The sequence below is a fragment of the Bradyrhizobium sp. WSM471 genome, assembly GCF_000244915.1.
Taxonomy (GTDB): domain Bacteria; phylum Pseudomonadota; class Alphaproteobacteria; order Rhizobiales; family Xanthobacteraceae; genus Bradyrhizobium.
This window is the reverse complement of the sequence record NZ_CM001442.1, coordinates 7,143,738-7,158,074: the sequence shown is the minus strand read 5'-3', so window position 1 is coordinate 7,158,074 and position 14,337 is coordinate 7,143,738. Positions and strand designations below refer to the sequence as shown.

Annotated in this window: 15 protein-coding genes and 1 tRNA gene; 7 read left to right on the top strand and 9 right to left on the bottom strand. The window is 64.0% G+C overall.

Annotation, left to right across the window (positions count from 1 at the left end):
• Window positions 1–8: 8 nt before the first annotated feature.
• Complete coding sequence (hisN, locus tag BRA471DRAFT_RS32625; RefSeq protein WP_007615123.1) at window positions 9–791, bottom strand: histidinol-phosphatase; 783 nt, start codon at window positions 789–791, stop codon at window positions 9–11.
• Window positions 792–1,329: 538 nt separating this feature from the next.
• Window positions 1,330–2,220 carry an N-formylglutamate amidohydrolase gene (locus BRA471DRAFT_RS32620; protein WP_007615122.1) on the bottom strand — a complete coding sequence of 297 codons (891 nt, stop codon included), beginning with the start codon at window positions 2,218–2,220 and terminating at the stop codon, window positions 1,330–1,332.
• A 379-nt stretch (window positions 2,221–2,599) separates the two neighbouring features.
• Here BRA471DRAFT_RS32620 and cpdR point away from each other — a divergent pair, with 379 nt between their 5' ends.
• The 5 genes from cpdR (at window position 2,600) to BRA471DRAFT_RS32595 (ending at window position 4,725) form a co-directional block, all read left to right on the top strand.
• Complete coding sequence (gene cpdR, locus BRA471DRAFT_RS32615; RefSeq protein ID WP_007597092.1) at window positions 2,600–2,959, top strand: cell cycle two-component system response regulator CpdR; 360 nt, start codon at window positions 2,600–2,602, stop codon at window positions 2,957–2,959.
• Window positions 2,960–3,033: 74 nt separating this feature from the next.
• Window positions 3,034–3,108: transfer RNA gene (locus BRA471DRAFT_RS32610), tRNA-Val, on the top strand.
• Window positions 3,109–3,338: 230 nt separating this feature from the next.
• Window positions 3,339–3,824 carry an L-2-amino-thiazoline-4-carboxylic acid hydrolase gene (locus BRA471DRAFT_RS32605; RefSeq protein WP_007615120.1) on the top strand — a complete coding sequence of 162 codons (486 nt, stop codon included), beginning with the start codon at window positions 3,339–3,341 and terminating at the stop codon, window positions 3,822–3,824.
• Between the two features lie 11 nt (window positions 3,825–3,835).
• On the top strand, window positions 3,836–4,081 hold the full coding sequence (locus tag BRA471DRAFT_RS32600) for a hypothetical protein (RefSeq protein ID WP_007615118.1): 246 nt from the start codon (window positions 3,836–3,838) through the stop codon (window positions 4,079–4,081).
• A 221-nt stretch (window positions 4,082–4,302) separates the two neighbouring features.
• Entirely contained in the window at window positions 4,303–4,725 is a 423-nt protein-coding gene (locus tag BRA471DRAFT_RS32595) for a RidA family protein (protein ID WP_007615116.1), read from the top strand.
• Window positions 4,726–4,794: 69 nt separating this feature from the next.
• Here the strand turns inward: BRA471DRAFT_RS32595 and BRA471DRAFT_RS32590 are convergent, their stop codons facing one another.
• On the bottom strand, window positions 4,795–5,886 hold the full coding sequence (locus BRA471DRAFT_RS32590) for an enolase C-terminal domain-like protein (RefSeq protein ID WP_007615114.1): 1,092 nt from the start codon (window positions 5,884–5,886) through the stop codon (window positions 4,795–4,797).
• 176 nt (window positions 5,887–6,062) lie between these two features.
• Between BRA471DRAFT_RS32590 and BRA471DRAFT_RS32585 the strand changes: the two genes are divergently transcribed.
• Window positions 6,063–7,625, top strand: a complete 1,563-nt coding sequence (locus BRA471DRAFT_RS32585; protein ID WP_007615113.1) for an adenylate/guanylate cyclase domain-containing protein — start codon at window positions 6,063–6,065, stop codon at window positions 7,623–7,625.
• A gap of 226 nt (window positions 7,626–7,851) precedes the next feature.
• Here the strand turns inward: BRA471DRAFT_RS32585 and BRA471DRAFT_RS32580 are convergent, their stop codons facing one another.
• The 4 genes from BRA471DRAFT_RS32580 to BRA471DRAFT_RS32565 form a co-directional block, all read right to left on the bottom strand.
• Complete coding sequence (locus BRA471DRAFT_RS32580; protein WP_035975254.1) at window positions 7,852–9,075, bottom strand: ABC transporter substrate-binding protein; 1,224 nt, start codon at window positions 9,073–9,075, stop codon at window positions 7,852–7,854.
• A gap of 390 nt (window positions 9,076–9,465) precedes the next feature.
• Window positions 9,466–10,395: an alpha/beta hydrolase gene (locus tag BRA471DRAFT_RS32575; protein ID WP_007615109.1), complete on the bottom strand. Its 930-nt coding sequence runs from the start codon at window positions 10,393–10,395 to the stop codon at window positions 9,466–9,468.
• Window positions 10,396–10,528: 133 nt separating this feature from the next.
• Window positions 10,529–11,023, bottom strand: coding sequence for a hypothetical protein (locus BRA471DRAFT_RS32570; protein ID WP_007615108.1), 495 nt, complete (start codon window positions 11,021–11,023; stop codon window positions 10,529–10,531).
• A gap of 231 nt (window positions 11,024–11,254) precedes the next feature.
• The gene (locus BRA471DRAFT_RS32565) at window positions 11,255–11,824 is read right to left on the bottom strand and encodes an alpha-ketoglutarate-dependent dioxygenase AlkB (RefSeq protein WP_007615107.1); all 570 of its coding nucleotides are present in this window, start codon (window positions 11,822–11,824) and stop codon (window positions 11,255–11,257) included.
• 79 nt (window positions 11,825–11,903) lie between these two features.
• Between BRA471DRAFT_RS32565 and BRA471DRAFT_RS39200 the strand changes: the two genes are divergently transcribed.
• Window positions 11,904–12,044, top strand: a complete 141-nt coding sequence (locus tag BRA471DRAFT_RS39200; RefSeq protein ID WP_007597071.1) for a hypothetical protein — start codon at window positions 11,904–11,906, stop codon at window positions 12,042–12,044.
• On the opposite strand, the gene BRA471DRAFT_RS32560 is transcribed toward BRA471DRAFT_RS39200, so the two are convergent.
• Together BRA471DRAFT_RS32560 and BRA471DRAFT_RS32555 are read right to left on the bottom strand one after the other, a co-directional pair.
• On the bottom strand, window positions 12,041–13,627 hold the full coding sequence (locus tag BRA471DRAFT_RS32560) for an ATP-binding protein (RefSeq protein WP_007615106.1): 1,587 nt from the start codon (window positions 13,625–13,627) through the stop codon (window positions 12,041–12,043). The genes BRA471DRAFT_RS39200 and BRA471DRAFT_RS32560 overlap by 4 nt on opposite strands.
• Complete coding sequence (locus BRA471DRAFT_RS32555; RefSeq protein WP_007615105.1) at window positions 13,624–14,328, bottom strand: response regulator transcription factor; 705 nt, start codon at window positions 14,326–14,328, stop codon at window positions 13,624–13,626. Before BRA471DRAFT_RS32555 ends, BRA471DRAFT_RS32560 begins: the two co-directional genes overlap by 4 nt.
• Window positions 14,329–14,337: the final 9 nt, after the last annotated feature.

Below are 14,337 nucleotides of genomic sequence, written 5' to 3'. Positions count from 1 at the left end.
TGGATCGCCTATCCGTTGAGCAGCTTCAGTGCTTCGTCGTGAACCCTGGCGTCGCCGGCCGCGATGATGCGGCCGCCGCCCTGCGCCGGCTTGCCTTCCCAGGTGGTGACGACGCCGCCGGCGCCGGTCACGATCGGGATCAGGGCTGCGATGTCGTAAGGCTTCAGCTCGGTCTCGACCACGAGATCGACGTGACCTGCCGCCAGCATGCAATAGGAGTAGCAGTCGCCGCCATAGCGCGACAGCCGCGCGCCCTTCTCGATGCGGCCGAAGATGGCGCGGTCGCGCTCGTTCATCAGCAGCGGGCTGGTGGTGTAGGTGGTCGCCTCCGACAGCGAGGCACAGCGCCGGACCTGGAGCCGGCGCTCGCCGGATGGGCCTTTATAATGAGCCGAGCCGCTGTCGCCGGAAAAGCGTTCGCCGATGAACGGCTGGTGCATCATGCCGTAGACCGGCGTGCCCTTGTGCAGCAGCGCGATCAGCGTGCCCCAGATCGGAAAGCCGCCGATGAAGGATTTGGTGCCGTCGATGGGGTCGAGCACCCAGACATAGTCCGAATCCTCGCGCTCGTTGCCGAATTCCTCCCCGACGATGCCGTGCTGGGGAAAGTTGGCCTTGATCAGACGCCGCATCACCGCCTCCGCGGCGCGGTCGGCCTCGGTCACGGGATCGAAATCCTTGGTCTTGCTCTTGTCCTCGATCGACAGCGAGGTGCGGAAGAATGGCAGGATGGTTTCGCCGGAGGCGGTGGCGAGCCGTCCGATGAAGGCGGAGAAATCGATCACCGTCACGGCGTATCCTCAAAAAGTGAAAGTCGGGTGAAGCTCACTCCTGCCTAGCTCAAATCGGAAGAATCGTGCAGCGCTGTCTTGCTTTTGCACCCTGGTATTTTGGATGCGGGAAGCGTTCGCCTGGTCAAAGCCCCTCGCTGGGCAAATATCGATCATTGAGTTGAAACCTTAGTTCCGACTTTGCCTCGTTCGTATGCAAATGACTATCAACCCATTGAATTTCCTTATCAAAGGGACTGAATCTGGGTTTCTCTGGAAGCAACCGAGCTATGTCCTCATTGCATGGGAAATCGCTCGAAAGCCCTTGCACTTTGTGCGTCGCGGCCGCATATTGTTGCGGTGCGGTAGCGCTTCTCGCGTTACTGCTGCCCTCCTTGGGCGTTTCCTCCCTAGACTTGGGCCGCTTCTTCATTAGAAGCGGCCCTTTTTTCTTTCAGCCTCTAATTTCTTTCAGCGTCGGCTTTCATTTCAATGCGCGCGGCGAAACGCGCTCGCGCTGATCGCACCCAGCCCGATCGTTCGAAGAAAAACGTCGCGCCTATTCCGCCGCGGCCTGGAACGGGCCGAGATCGCCGAACGGGACCGTGGTCGCCAGCACGTCGGCGAGCACGCCGAAGTCCGACGCCACTTGCGCAAAGCGCGGAGTGCGCTCGCGCCGCCGCTCGTCCATGTAGATCGCGCGGTTGAGCTCGAGCTGCACGGCGTGCAGGCCACTGGCCGGGTTGCCGTAATGCTCGGTGATGAAGCCGCCGGCATAAGGCTTGTTACGGCCGATCGAATAGCCGAGCCCGGCCATGGTCTCCTCGACCCGGTCGGGCAATAGCGGCGTGCAGCTCGTGCCGTAGCGGTCGCCGATGACGATGTCGGGCCGCCGTGGCTCGTCGCGGGAGACGCCGACCGAGGGCATCGAATGGCAGTCGACCAGCACGACGGTGCCGAACATCTGGTGCACCTTGTTGATCAGCCGGCGCAGCGCGCGATGATAGGGTTTGTAAAGCGTCTCGATCCGCCCCAGCGCGTCGTCGACCAGGATGCGCTCGCGATAGATCTCCTGGCCGTCGCCGACCACGCGCGGAATAGTGCCAAGGCCGCCGGCGACCCGCATCGAGCGGGTGTTGGCAAAGCTCGGCAGGCGCCCGGTGAACATCCGGGGATCGAGCTCGTAGGGCTCGCGATTGACGTCGACATAGGAGCGCGGAAAGTTGACCCGCACGGTCGGAAAGCCGCGCTCGCTGAGATGGCCGATCAACTCGTCCATGAAGGAATCTTCGGAACGCCGCAGCGTCGGCAGGTCGATCCTGGAGGCGCTGAGGAATTCGTCCGGATAGGTCGAGCCGGAATGGGGCGAGTTGAAGATAACCGGCGCGCGCCATTGCGCGGGCTCAACGATCTCGAAGGCTGGCGACTTGTCGCCGTCAAACCGGGTCATCTTCTCAGGCTTCGTCCCTTGGTGTCAGGCTTCGTCCCTTGTAATCAGGCTTCGCCCTTGGCGCCGCACGATCCAACAAGCCCGGCCCAGGCCTCAACACATTGATTCGGCCGATCGGGCGGCTCTTATGTGTCGTCATTGTCCGGAATCGCAACCATCCTGCCAAGCGAAAAGATGAGATCCGCTCTGGAACATGTCTTAACCCTGCGGGCAGCGAGGTGGGGACCGGCAGGTCCGGCTCGATTGCTTCGTACTGTATTCCGGTTCACAAGAGTCCGGCAGCGCGAGCTGCGGAGGGTAAAGATTTTCACCCCAAATTTACCCTCCGTCGGGCTTAGTGACCTCTGCTGATATCCTCTGGGGATTCGACGTTTCCGCCATGCCAAAGATCCTGCTCGCCGAAGACGACAACGACATGCGCCGTTTCCTGGTCAAGGCGCTGGAAAACGCCGGTTTTCAGGTCTCGTCCCACGATAACGGCATGGCCGCCTACCAGCGGCTGCGGGAAGAGCCGTTCGAGATGCTGCTCACCGACATCGTGATGCCGGAGATGGACGGCATCGAGCTCGCCCGCCGGGCCTCGGAACTCGACCCCGACATCAAGATCATGTTCATCACCGGCTTCGCCGCGGTCGCCCTGAACTCGGATTCGGACGCCCCCAAGAACGCCAAGGTGCTGTCCAAGCCCGTGCATTTGCGCGAATTGGTCAGCGAAGTGAACAAGATGCTGGCGGCCTAAATCGGCCCCCTTCCGTCCTTGCACCGGCTCCCCTGAGCCGTTATAGGGACCCGACCCGATCTAGACGACATCTAGGGCGCGTAGCTCAGCGGGAGAGCACTACCTTGACATGGTAGGGGTCACAGGTTCGATCCCTGTCGCGCCCACCATCCTTCGCTCGCGATAGCCGAGTGAAGGATGCCACGCCGAAGCCCAAAGGGCGCAGGCGGGCTGCCGCCGCGAGCTTCGGCTCGGCAAGCCACCAATCTCGTTGCGAGAAGCGTGTCCGGCGTAGCTCGAAGAGCGTAGACTGGCTTTTCGTCCGGACCTCGACCAGGCAAGCCACAATCTTCTATAGCAACACTGGTGTGCTACCGTCGTCTCAGACGCGAGGCCGCCCATGAACGTTTCCGTCATCGAGCAAGCAAAGATCCAGGCGCAGGTGCTGGTGCCGCTGGTCAAGGCGCTCCAGGCCGAGCTCGGCGAGGCGCGTGCCAACGCGCTGGTACGCAAGACGCTCGGCGATGTCTATCGCGGCTTCGGCGAGGAATTTTGGCAGGCCAAGAACAATGCCGAGAACGAGAGCGATCTCGGCAAGGCGGTGTCGTCGGCATTCAAAACCTACGCCCGCGACGATGCGCTCGCCTATGACGTGATCGAGCAGACCCACGATGTCTTCGCGTTCGACGTCAAGCGATGCGCCTATGCCGAGTTCTACAAGGCGCTGGGCGAACCCGAGCTCGGTTTTCTCCTGGTCTGCACCGCTGACTTTGCGACCGCCGAGGGTTTTGGCTCCGACATCAAGCTCACGCGGACGCAGACAATCATGCAAGGAGCCGCTCATTGCGACTTCCGCTACCGGCGCGATGGAGACGGGTCACAGTGAAGGGACTCCAGATGATTCGGGTGAGCTGTCTTGCGGTGGCCGCGCTTGCGCTGATTACGTCGCGCGCTGATGCCGCGGCTATTGACTGGCAGGCCGAGCTCCAGCGCTGTCGCGCGCTGCGCGAAACCGTGGCGCCACTGCTGCAGGCCGGCCAAGGAATATCCGCGGTCGGCCGCTCCAACAGATCCGTGCGTCGCTGCATATGGATCCAGCGCATGGCGGTACGCAGAAAAATCCCCGGCGCAGAGACGTGGTAGGGCGGGCGCCTCTCAGGTGGACGCCTTCTTCGGCCCGCGCCGCAGGTCCTTCAATCCGGTCGGATAGAGGCTCGGTCCTGGCCGCCGAACGCGCGGCCCGGCGCAGCCTTGATCCGTGACTCTCCGCCTGCCATTGTCCGATCCTTCGCCGCGGCGGCGAACCCGGCATTCGGCGAAACTGTGTCGCTTGGCGGGACGTGGAAAGAAGGCAGGTTACCGAAATGAAGAGCGTGAACAAGCCCGGCGGCAACTACCTGCCGGTGATCATCCATAGTGGAATTGCGTATGTCAGTGGTCAGCTGCCGCGTCGCGGCGAAGACCTGCTGTACTCAGGCAAAGTCGGCGCAGACGTCGATGTCGCCGCCGCACAGGAGGCTGCTGCACTCTGCGCTGATCTCTGCATTTCGGCCATCAACCACGCAACAGGCGGAGAGGACAAGATCGTCCAGGTCTTGCAGCTCGTTGGATACATCGCCTCGGCGCCTGGATTTACGCAGCAATCGCAAGTCATGAACGGCGCCTCCGACCGGCTGATCGAGCGCCTAGGTGATCGCGGTCGTCACACGCGTACATCTGTTGGCGTCGCCGAGTTGCCGCGAGGCGCACCGGTCGAGCTGAGTATGATTGCCGCTGTTCGGTCGTAGCTGGCATATTCGCTCGCTGATCGTCAGGTTCCGAAGTCCGCACTTTGATGCGTCGCGACGACACGCGGTCTATTGGACCAGATACTTCTTCACCGCCGCCTCGTCCCACGCGATCCCGTTGCCGGGTTCCTCGCTCGGCACCGCAAAGCCGTCCTTGATCTGCAAACGGGTCGAAAGCACCGCATCAGCCCAGTCGACATATTCCAGCCAATGCGCGGTCGGTGTCACGCACAAAAGATGCGCGCTGACTTCCGAGAACAGATGCGTCGACATCTCGATCCCGGCGGCGTGGGCCAGCGCGGCGGCGCGCAGCCAGCCGGTGACGCCACCGATGCGCTGCACGTCGGGCATCACGTAATCGCAGGCTTCCGCTGAGAGCGCGGATTGCATCGCGAACGCGCTGTCGAAATTCTCGCCGATCTGGACCGGGGTACGCAGCGCATCCGCGATACGGGCGCAGCCCTCATAATCGTCGTGACGGATCGGCTCTTCGATCCAGGTGAGCCCCTCGTCGTCGAGCATCTCGCCGCGGCTGATCGCCTCGGTGACCGTCAGCGCCTGATTGTAGTCGCACATGAGCGTCACGTCGTCGCCGACGGCCTTGCGCACCGCGCGGACCACCTTCAGGTCTTCCCGCGCATCGGGACGGCCGACGCGGATCTTCGCGGCCTGGAAGCCCTCGGCCAGCAGCTTGTGGGCTTCCTCCACCGCGGCACCCGCCGGCATGATGCCGAGCCCCTTCGAATTGTAGGCCCTGACCGGTTTCGGCGCGCCGCCGAGCAGCCGCGCCAGCGGCAGGCCGCGTGCGCGCGCCAGCGCGTCCCATGCCGCCATGTCGATGCCGGACTGTGCCAGCCGCTGCAGGCCGGCGAGCCCCAGCAGCGTGAAGCGCTGGGTCAGCTTGCGCTCGATCTCGAACGGTAGCAGCTCATCGCCCGCCAGTATCTCCGACATTTCCGCGACCGTCGCCGTCAACGGCTTCAAGGCCGAGGGGGTGATCGAGAACAAATAGGCGTGCCCGGTTGCGCCGAGGTCGGTCTCGCAGTCGATCAGCACCAAAGGTGCCCTTGCGACCGCCCCGGTCGAGGTTTTGAGCGGGAGGTTCATCGGCACGATGACGGGGCGCGCATTGAAGCGCTTGATACGGATGGTCTCGGTCATTTGGTGGATCTCCCGGCGGAGTGAATGGAAGTCAATGCCGATCTTAAACATTCGCCATGAAACGAAAAGCCGCTTGGCGCGACCACCATAAAATGGGGTTGCGCGGGAGCGCGTTTATTGGCTCTGTGCCGCAAATCGCCGGTTCAAGACAAGAACGCTCATCACGGAGCCAAAGAGTGAAGCAAGAGATCTCCGAAGAGCAGCGCAAGAGCGGCATCCTGACCGGTGCCGCGATCGCCTTCCTGCTGCTCGCGCTGCCGGTGGCCGTGTGGCTGGACCTGACGGAGCTGAGCAAGACGGCGCTGCGCCGGCAGGCCGCCGATCTCAATTCGGTCATTACCAGCGTGCGCAGCTACTACGCCTCCAACGTGGTCGGCCGCATCCTCGCCAGCCCAAATGGCTCGACAAAGGTCGTTCACAACTACGAATCCGTCCCCGGCGCGATCCCGATCCCGGCCACGCTGTCGCTGGAGCTTGGCCGAGTAATCGGGGCGCAGCAGGAGAACATCACCTACCGTTTCGTCTCGGACTTCCCGTTCCAGAACCGCGCCTCGCACCAGCTCGACAAATTCGAGAAGGACGCGCTGGAAGCCCTGCGCGCCGACCCCGAGCAGAAGATCGTCGAGACCGAGACCTCGCTGTTCAACGACAAGGTCCGGCTGATCGCGCCCGTCACGATGGGCCCGGCCTGTGTCAGCTGCCACAACAGCCATCCCGAGAGCCCGAAGAAAGACTGGAAAGTCGGTGACGTCAGAGGCATCCAGGAGGTGATCATCGCCCAGCCGATCGCCGCCAACATCTTCTCGTTCAAGTTCCTGTTGGCCTATTTCCTGATCGCCGCCGGCAGCGGCCTGTCGTTTCTCTCGCTGCAGCGCCGCCAGGCCAGCCGCATCAAGGGCATGAACAAGGAGCTCGAATCCGCCAACGACTTCCTGGCTTCGCTGTCGATGAAGATCTCGCGCTACATCCCGCCGCAGGTCTACAAGAGCATCTTCTCCGGCCAGAAGGACGTGACGATCCACACCGAGCGCAAGAAGCTCACCATCTTCTTCTCGGACATCCAGAACTTCACCGCGACGGCGGAGCGGCTCCAGCCGGAGTTGCTGACCCAGCTCCTCAACGAATATTTCACCGAGATGTCGGCGGTCGCCCACGAATTTGGCGGCACCATCGACAAGTTCATCGGCGATGCCATGCTGATCTTCTTCGGCGATCCCGAGACCAAGGGCGACCGCGCCGACGCGCAGGCCTGCCTCCAGATGGCCTGGCGCATGCAGCACCGTCTCACCGAGCTCAATGCGAAATGGCGCGCCTCCGGCATCGAGCTGCCGTTCAAGGCCCGCATGGGCATCAATTCGGGCTATTGCAATGTCGGCAATTTCGGCAGCAGCGACCGCATGGACTACACCATCATCGGTGCCGAGGCGAACCTCGCCGCGCGCCTGCAATCGATCGCCGAGCCCGGCGGCATCGTGCTGAGCTACGAGACCTTCGCGCTGGTCAGCGACGTCGTCCGCGCCCACGCGCTGCCCGCGATCACGATGAAGGGCATCAGCCGCGAAGTCATTCCCTATTCGGTCGACGCGCTGAACGATGCGGCGGCCGAAACGAGCGGGATCATCACCGAGCGAGCGCCGGGGCTGGAGCTCTATCTCGATCCCGCCGTGGTCAAATCCGGCGACGCGGCGCGGGTGCGCTCGCTGCTGGAGAACGCGCTGGCTTCGCTGAAGCCGGCGTGAGCCGGGCTATCGCATATCGCAGTTGAGAGGTTGTCGAACGTGCACGGCCTGCATGGTTCGAGACGCCCGCTCTGGCGGGCTCCTCACCATGAGGGTCGGATATCTCGCCGCGAAAACGCGACCCTCATCCTGAGGGCCCGCCGTAGGCGGGCGTCTCGAAGGATGGCCGCGGGCGAGCTCCCAGTCACGTTTTCTCCGTGCGCTACCGCTGCCAGCGTGAGTCACCTCACCGCGCGGCACCTTCCGTAAACGCCGTCTCGATCACGTCGCCGAAGGGTTGCCAGGAGCGGCCGTCGAACTGGACCAGCCGCATCTGCCTGATCGGCAGGTAGCTGTTCGGCGAGGTGTTCATCCTGATGTTGGGCAGGGCGACCGAGGGCTGATAATTCCTCAGCGAAGCCGCCTGACGCATGATGTTCTCGCGCGACAGGTCGTCGCCGCACTGCTTCAGCACTTGCGTCAGCGCCTCTGCCGCGGCGTAGCCAAACAGTGCAGCGCTGCTGTTGGTGCTTTCGTCGTGATGGTACTTGTCCATGAAAGCGAACCAGTCCTTCATGGCGGGATCGTCCTTCCATGCGGGATCGCTCGGATCCTTCAGAAAGGCCGCCGAGATCACGCCGGAGGAATTCTCCAGGCCTGCGGGCGCCATCGCATTGGCGATCGAGGCCGAGGCGTCATTGACGATGAAGACCGGGCGCCATTTCATCGCCGCCGCCAGCTTGATCACCTTGGACGCCGTCGACGGCACGCCGAGAAAGACGAAGATATCGGCGCCGGCGCGCTTGAGGATCGAGACGTGTCCGTCGAGATGCTCATCGGCAATGTCGAAGGCGATGTCGACGAGGACGAGACGGTTCAGATCGCCAAGTCCTTCCTCCATGCCCTTGAGAAGCGCACGCCCGAACTGGTCGTTCTGCCAGAGCACCACGATCTTCTTCCTGGGATAATAAGCCTGGAGATAGTTGGCGTAGATGCGCCCCTCCGACCGGTACGACGGCTGCCAGCCCATGGTCCAGGGAAACGCCTTGGCCTGGCTCAGCTCCTCGTCTCCGGAGGCGACGAACAGTTGCGGAATTTTCTTCGCGTTCAGATACCAGCGCGCGGCGAGATTGCCCGGCGTGCCGAACGAGCCGAACATCAGATGCACGTCGTCCTTCTCGACAAGATTGCGGGTCAGCTCCAGCGCGGTCGTCGGGTCGGAATTGTCGTCGCGGGTGATGAAACGGATCTTGCGGCCGTTGATGCCGCCGCGCGCGTTGACCATGTCGAAATAGGCCGCTTCCGCCTGGCCGATGGCGCCGAACTCCGAGAGCGGTCCCGAATACGGCATGACATTGCCGATGCGGATTTCGTTGCCCGCGGTGGGTTGATCGGCGCGTTGCTCGGACATCGCGCCGAGCGACGCGAACGCGATCATCGAAACGAACAGCATTCTGCCGGTGACGCCCATACTCAACACCTTGTCGTTGGCCCCCAACGAGGTCGGCTCGATCCGCAGCAAGGCGAGTTGATCTAGGTCAAGCGTTTGTCGAAGCTGTGGCTTGAACGGCCTCTTCTGCAACGCAGCTGTCTGCCCGAGGAAAGGGGCAAGCGTGCTGACGCGCCGACAATCGAGAGAGTGTGCCGTGTGGCACCCCTCTCTCTAGCCCCCCCCCACAAGGGGGGAGGGAACACACCTTGCTTGTGGCGAGTGCATTTTGACTCATTGGCTTCATAACGATGAGCGTACAGAGAAGCCACGCGCTCCGCTGCGCGCCCTCCCCCCTTGTGGGGGAGGGCGGGGGAGAGGGGTAGCCCAGCAAAAGGTCTGTGTCGTTAGCGTACCGCCACCAACCGGCCGCTACGGCAAGCCCCGCGCCTCGAGCTGATGCACCAGCAGCAGCGTCGGCTCGGCGAGGCTGTCGCCGGAGCCGTCGAGGCCGAAGGCGCTTGCGATGCCGTCGCGGCTGCGCAGCAGTGCGCTACGCGGACAATGGCCGGCGCCGCAGAGCGTCTTCTTCAGGGTTTCGCCCTGCGTCGTGATGCCGGCGGAATCATCCGCCGCCCAGGCCAGCACGATCGGGATGTCGACATTGAGGATGCCGGGGAAGACCGAACGCTTGTTGTACTGGCTGGCGTCGCTGCCGAGATAGGCCTTCTCGCTATCGCTCGCGTCCTTGCCGGCGCGGTAGACCCCGGACACCAGCACGAGCGCCGCGACGTCGGCGCGGTCGGTCTGGAGTTCGGGATGGGCCAGCAGGGTGGCGACATGGAAGGCGCCGGCGCCGTAGCCGACCGCAACGATTTCGCGGGCGTCGCCGTTGAACAGGTCGATATTGCCGTGGACCCAGGACAGCGCCGCCGCCACGTCGGTCGCACCCGCCGGCCACGTCGCCGAGGGCGCCAGCCGGTAGTTGACGCGCACGCCGATCATGTCGTTGCGTGCGGCAAAGCACATGGCCTGGTCCTGGATCTGGCGCGACAGCTCCGGCGCGGAGCGGTCGCCGGTGAAGGTGTCGCCGGTCACGAACAGCAGCACCGGCCGCGGCGTATCCGCCTTGGTCGTGGCGGTGGCGACATCGAGCACATTGGCTTCGCTCTCGCCGTAGCGCAGGCCGCGCGAGAAGGTGACCTGCTCGCACAGCCGCGCGGTGCCGCCCGCGGTGGTGTCGTTGTCGGTGAGGCCGACCCGGACAACGTCGGATGGCGCGGCCGGCCACATCGGTAGGGGGCCGTGCGCGGAGGCTGCCGTCACGCCCAGGATCAGAAACAATGCGAGGAAATTCTTCATGTCGGTGTTGGCCCTGCGTGCCCTATATGGGCTCGCGCGTTTGGCCCGTCTTTTCAATTCGCCTTATTAGTTAGCTGGTCATGAGGCGATTTCACGGCACCATGGTTCTCTCGGCGCGTCCTCCACGCGTGGATCAATTTCCCGGCTGGAAGGTGCAATCCGCCCCGCTGCCGTCCTTTCGGCGGATGGCATTGGGGTCGATCGTGCAGCTCAGCTTGGTCAGGCTCTCGAAATTCGATCCTGCGGCGCCGTCGGGCGGAATGCCGGCCAGGGCTTCGGTGGCGAAGATCTCGCTGGCCGTGGAGCCATTCACTGTCCTGGTCTTCTTGCCGAAGGTGACCTCGCAGTTCCGCACGGTGATGTCGACATTGCCGGCGCGGCAGACGATTCGATCGGCCGTCACCACGATCGGCTTCTTGTAGGGAATGTCGCTGTTGGCGGCGAACAGCATCGCCATCGCCTTCTTCTCGGCGCCGGACAGGACCGACGACAGCGGCGCGATCACCCCCGCGAGCGCCAGCGCCGTCGAGCCCGAGACTTTTGCGGGCGTCGCGTCGGAGGCATCGGCGACGCCGGAGGCGGTAGCGACAACGAGGCCGCAGGCGAGGATCAATCGACCGGCTTTCATCTTGCCTCCCTGGACCTGCTATCGCGGCTTCCCCTTCGGGCGGCGCGTGGAACCAGTTTAGCATGTAAACGCGAATTAGAAGGCAAGTTCGCCGGGCCTTGCACCTTTGCGCGGTGCGGCTGTTTTGTCCCGAGGTGTCAAACGGTTATGGCGCGCGGCCGAGCCTCGCACCGACACGGCCGTTCTACTGTGCATGGGGTTGTTTTCGCGTTTTTTGTTTTGGCCCGCCTGTCAGGCCTGCTTCATCGTCCGGAAGGTGATGGAATAGCGGCGCGCCTCGACCGGTGGGATGCTGTGCTCCCATTGCGACCGCGCCTCGCCGTCCATCACGTAAAGCGAGCGCGGCCGGGCTTCGAGCGTGTGGCGCTCCCATTTGTCGCCGCTGCGGCGGCGGAAGCGGAATTTGCAGGACGAGCCGAGCGACAGGCCGAGGATCTTGTCGAAATGCGGCTTGTCGCGGTGCCAGCCGATGCCGACGCCGGCCTCGTATTCGGTGCAGAGCACCTGCCGCACGCTGCCGCTGGCGAGGCCCGCCCATGCCTCGACCTGCCGCGCGATGGGGAGGACCCAATCCGGGATCGGCTCGGCCTCGGCCAGCCGCTGCGCTGTGTAATCATAGCGATAGCCGAAGGACGCCACCCGGCGGTTGCCCTCGAAGGCGCCGAACTGGAATCGCTGGAGCGGCAATGCCGCGATGCGGCCGATGAGCGCCTGCTCGGCGGCGGCCTCGACGAAGTCATCGGCATAGCGAAGACCGGCGGGCCCTGCGTGCGGATCGGCGAACAAACCAAGCTGCGTCATTCCTCGCATTTCCGTGATGGAACCTAATGGTGGCTGATGCGACTTACATATGACGCGGAAAGTAACGTGCGAGGCTGTCATGGCAGAGAAGCATACCGCCGATCCGGCAGAGATCATGCGGGCGACCGGTCATCCTGAGCTGGAATACGCCGCCGGCTGGACCATCGCTGGTCTGGTCACCATCGGCACCATCGTGGCCGCCTGGGTGTTCGCGATCTAGCCCATTGGAAACTGCAGCTCGAACGCCGCGCCCTGCTCGGTCGGCTTGAGCCTGATCGAGCCGCCATGGCTCGCCATCACCGCGTGTGCGATCGCGAGCCCCATCCCGGTGCCGCCCTGGTCGCGGCGGGTGGTGAAGAACGCGTCGAAGATCCTGTCGCGGTTCGGCGCCGAGATCGGCTCTCCGTCATTGCTCACAGTCAGACGCAGGGTCGTGCGCTCGTCGATCGCCTCCAGCCTGATTCTCCCAGCCTTGTGCCGCATCGCATTGTCCGCGAGGTGCGACAGCACGATCAGCGCCTTCTCGGCCGACATGCCGATCCTCAGGTCGAGGCTGCCGCTGGCCTCGATCGAGCTCGCCGGAAACCGGCTCCTGAGATCGGCAATTACCGGCGCCAATTCCGTGCGCTCGTTTTGCGGCAGGCCTTCGGCACGCGCGAGTTCGCGCAGCCGCTGCGCCATCGCTTCCAGCCGCTTTGTGTCGGACAGGATGTTGGCGATGAACATCTCCTGCTCGACCAGCGTCAGGCTGCCCGCTTTGCCCTGAACCGAATCCTGCAACAGCTCGGCGGCGCCCTTGATCGAGGTCAGCGGTGATTTCAGTTCGTGGGTGAGGTGGGCCGAGAAGGTCGCGATATAGTCCGAGCGCCGCGCGAGCTGTTCGGCCATGCCGAGGAAACTGTGCGAGAGCTGGGCGAACTCGCGCGTGCCGTAGTGCCGCAACGGCCTGAACGCCTCGCGGTCGCCGCGGCCAATTCTGGTGGCGCGATCGATCAGCTCGCGCATCGGCAGCGTGATGGTGCGCGAGAATACGAGGCCGATCGCGATCGTGCCGAGAACCACGGCAAGACCCGCCAGCACGAACTTGGCCCGCTCCTGGTAGAGATGGTCGAAGATGTTGCTCGGTGTCCGCGTCGTGTAGATCACCCCTGCGACGCGGTTGTTGACGATAACAGGCATGGCCGAAAACACGTGGACGCCGAGGCCGCGGCTGAAGGAATAGATCGACGGCGGCGGCTTGTCGGGCACTCGGTTGCGCAGGGTGGCGCGGTATTGCCCATGCAGCGCGTCGGCGACCTCCTCGATATGGGCGAGCGATTGCCCGACCTCCTGCCGCCCGGCGATCACCACGCCTTGGGGATCTAGGATGCGAAAGCCTGCCAGCGTCACCTTCTGGGTCTCGCGGATGATCGGCGTCAGTCTTGCGCCGATCTCGACATAGACGGGCTGCGCCGGCCGGGTCGCGGCTAGCGCATCCGGCCGCCGCCGCAACAAATCGTTGGCGGTGAGGTCGAGCGCGGGGCGGATCGGGGTGACCTGGTCGCCGGGGTCGGGCAGCACGCCTGATGGTACCTCCGCGCCGAGCGTGAGGCCGCTATCGAGCCTTGCTATGACTTCCTGCGCGTAGATCGTCGCGAGCACGCGGCTCTGCGCGATCAATTCGGCCTGGGTCTGGCGGATCAGCTGGTTGTCGTAGAGACGGAAGAAGAACAGGCCGACCAGCGGCAGCACGCCGACGGTCGCCAGCACCGTGAAGATCACCAGGGTAAGCGATGGCCGCCATTTGTCGGGCGCCGCGCTCATGCCTCTTTCTCGCAGCGGCCGAGCTTGAAGCCGACGCCGTGGATGGTCTCGATGACGTTGTCGCAGGCCTGCGCCGCGAGCTTGGCGCGGATGTTGCGGATGTGGCTGTCGATGGTGCGGTCGGAGACCTGGATGTTGAGCTGGTAGGCCGCTCGCATCAGCTGCTCGCGATTGAACACCGAGGTCGGCCGGGTCAGGAACGCGCGCAAGATGCCGAACTCGATCGCGGTCAGCTTCAGCGGCGTTCCGGCAAAAGACGCGACATGCTGCTCGGGATCGACCATGAGGCCGCCTTGCGCGAGTGCCGACGGCCCCGCCTTGGCCTCGCCATTGCGCGAACCGAGACGGCGCAGGATGACGTTGACCCGCGCCACCAGCTCGCGCGGGCTGAACGGCTTCGTCACGTAGTCGTCGCCGCCGATCTCGAGGCCGAGGATGCGGTCGATCTCCTCGTCGCGGGCCGACAGGAACAGGATCGGCACGTCGGAGGCTTTGCGCACCTCGCGGCAGACGTCGAGGCCGTCGAATTCGGGCATGCCGATGTCGAGTACGATCAGGTCAGGCCTATCGGCGGCAAAGCGGGTCAGCGCCTCCTTGCCGTCGCGCGCCTCGATGACGTCCATGCCGGCTTTCCTCAAAGCGACGCGGATGACCTCGCGGATATGGCCTTCGTCGTCGACGATGAGAATGCGATGCGCCAAGAATCTCTC

What these genes read in the sequence shown, in the direction of transcription:
- BRA471DRAFT_RS32595 (WP_007615116.1), top strand. Translation starts at nt 4,303, where the DNA reads ATGAAGAGCGTGAACAAGCCCGGCGGCAACTACCTGCCGGTGATCATC.
- BRA471DRAFT_RS32590 (WP_007615114.1), bottom strand. Translation starts at nt 5,886, where the DNA reads ATGACCGAGACCATCCGTATCAAGCGCTTCAATGCGCGCCCCGTCATC.
- BRA471DRAFT_RS32605 (WP_007615120.1), top strand. Translation starts at nt 3,339, where the DNA reads ATGAACGTTTCCGTCATCGAGCAAGCAAAGATCCAGGCGCAGGTGCTG.
- BRA471DRAFT_RS32620 (WP_007615122.1), bottom strand. Translation starts at nt 2,220, where the DNA reads ATGACCCGGTTTGACGGCGACAAGTCGCCAGCCTTCGAGATCGTTGAG.
- BRA471DRAFT_RS32560 (WP_007615106.1), bottom strand. Translation starts at nt 13,627, where the DNA reads ATGAGCGCGGCGCCCGACAAATGGCGGCCATCGCTTACCCTGGTGATC.
- BRA471DRAFT_RS32570 (WP_007615108.1), bottom strand. Translation starts at nt 11,023, where the DNA reads ATGAAAGCCGGTCGATTGATCCTCGCCTGCGGCCTCGTTGTCGCTACC.
- BRA471DRAFT_RS32580 (WP_035975254.1), bottom strand. Translation starts at nt 9,075, where the DNA reads ATGGGCGTCACCGGCAGAATGCTGTTCGTTTCGATGATCGCGTTCGCG.
- BRA471DRAFT_RS39200 (WP_007597071.1), top strand. Translation starts at nt 11,904, where the DNA reads ATGGCAGAGAAGCATACCGCCGATCCGGCAGAGATCATGCGGGCGACC.
- BRA471DRAFT_RS32600 (WP_007615118.1), top strand. Translation starts at nt 3,836, where the DNA reads ATGATTCGGGTGAGCTGTCTTGCGGTGGCCGCGCTTGCGCTGATTACG.
- BRA471DRAFT_RS32575 (WP_007615109.1), bottom strand. Translation starts at nt 10,395, where the DNA reads ATGAAGAATTTCCTCGCATTGTTTCTGATCCTGGGCGTGACGGCAGCC.
- cpdR (WP_007597092.1), top strand. Translation starts at nt 2,600, where the DNA reads ATGCCAAAGATCCTGCTCGCCGAAGACGACAACGACATGCGCCGTTTC.
- BRA471DRAFT_RS32565 (WP_007615107.1), bottom strand. Translation starts at nt 11,824, where the DNA reads ATGACGCAGCTTGGTTTGTTCGCCGATCCGCACGCAGGGCCCGCCGGT.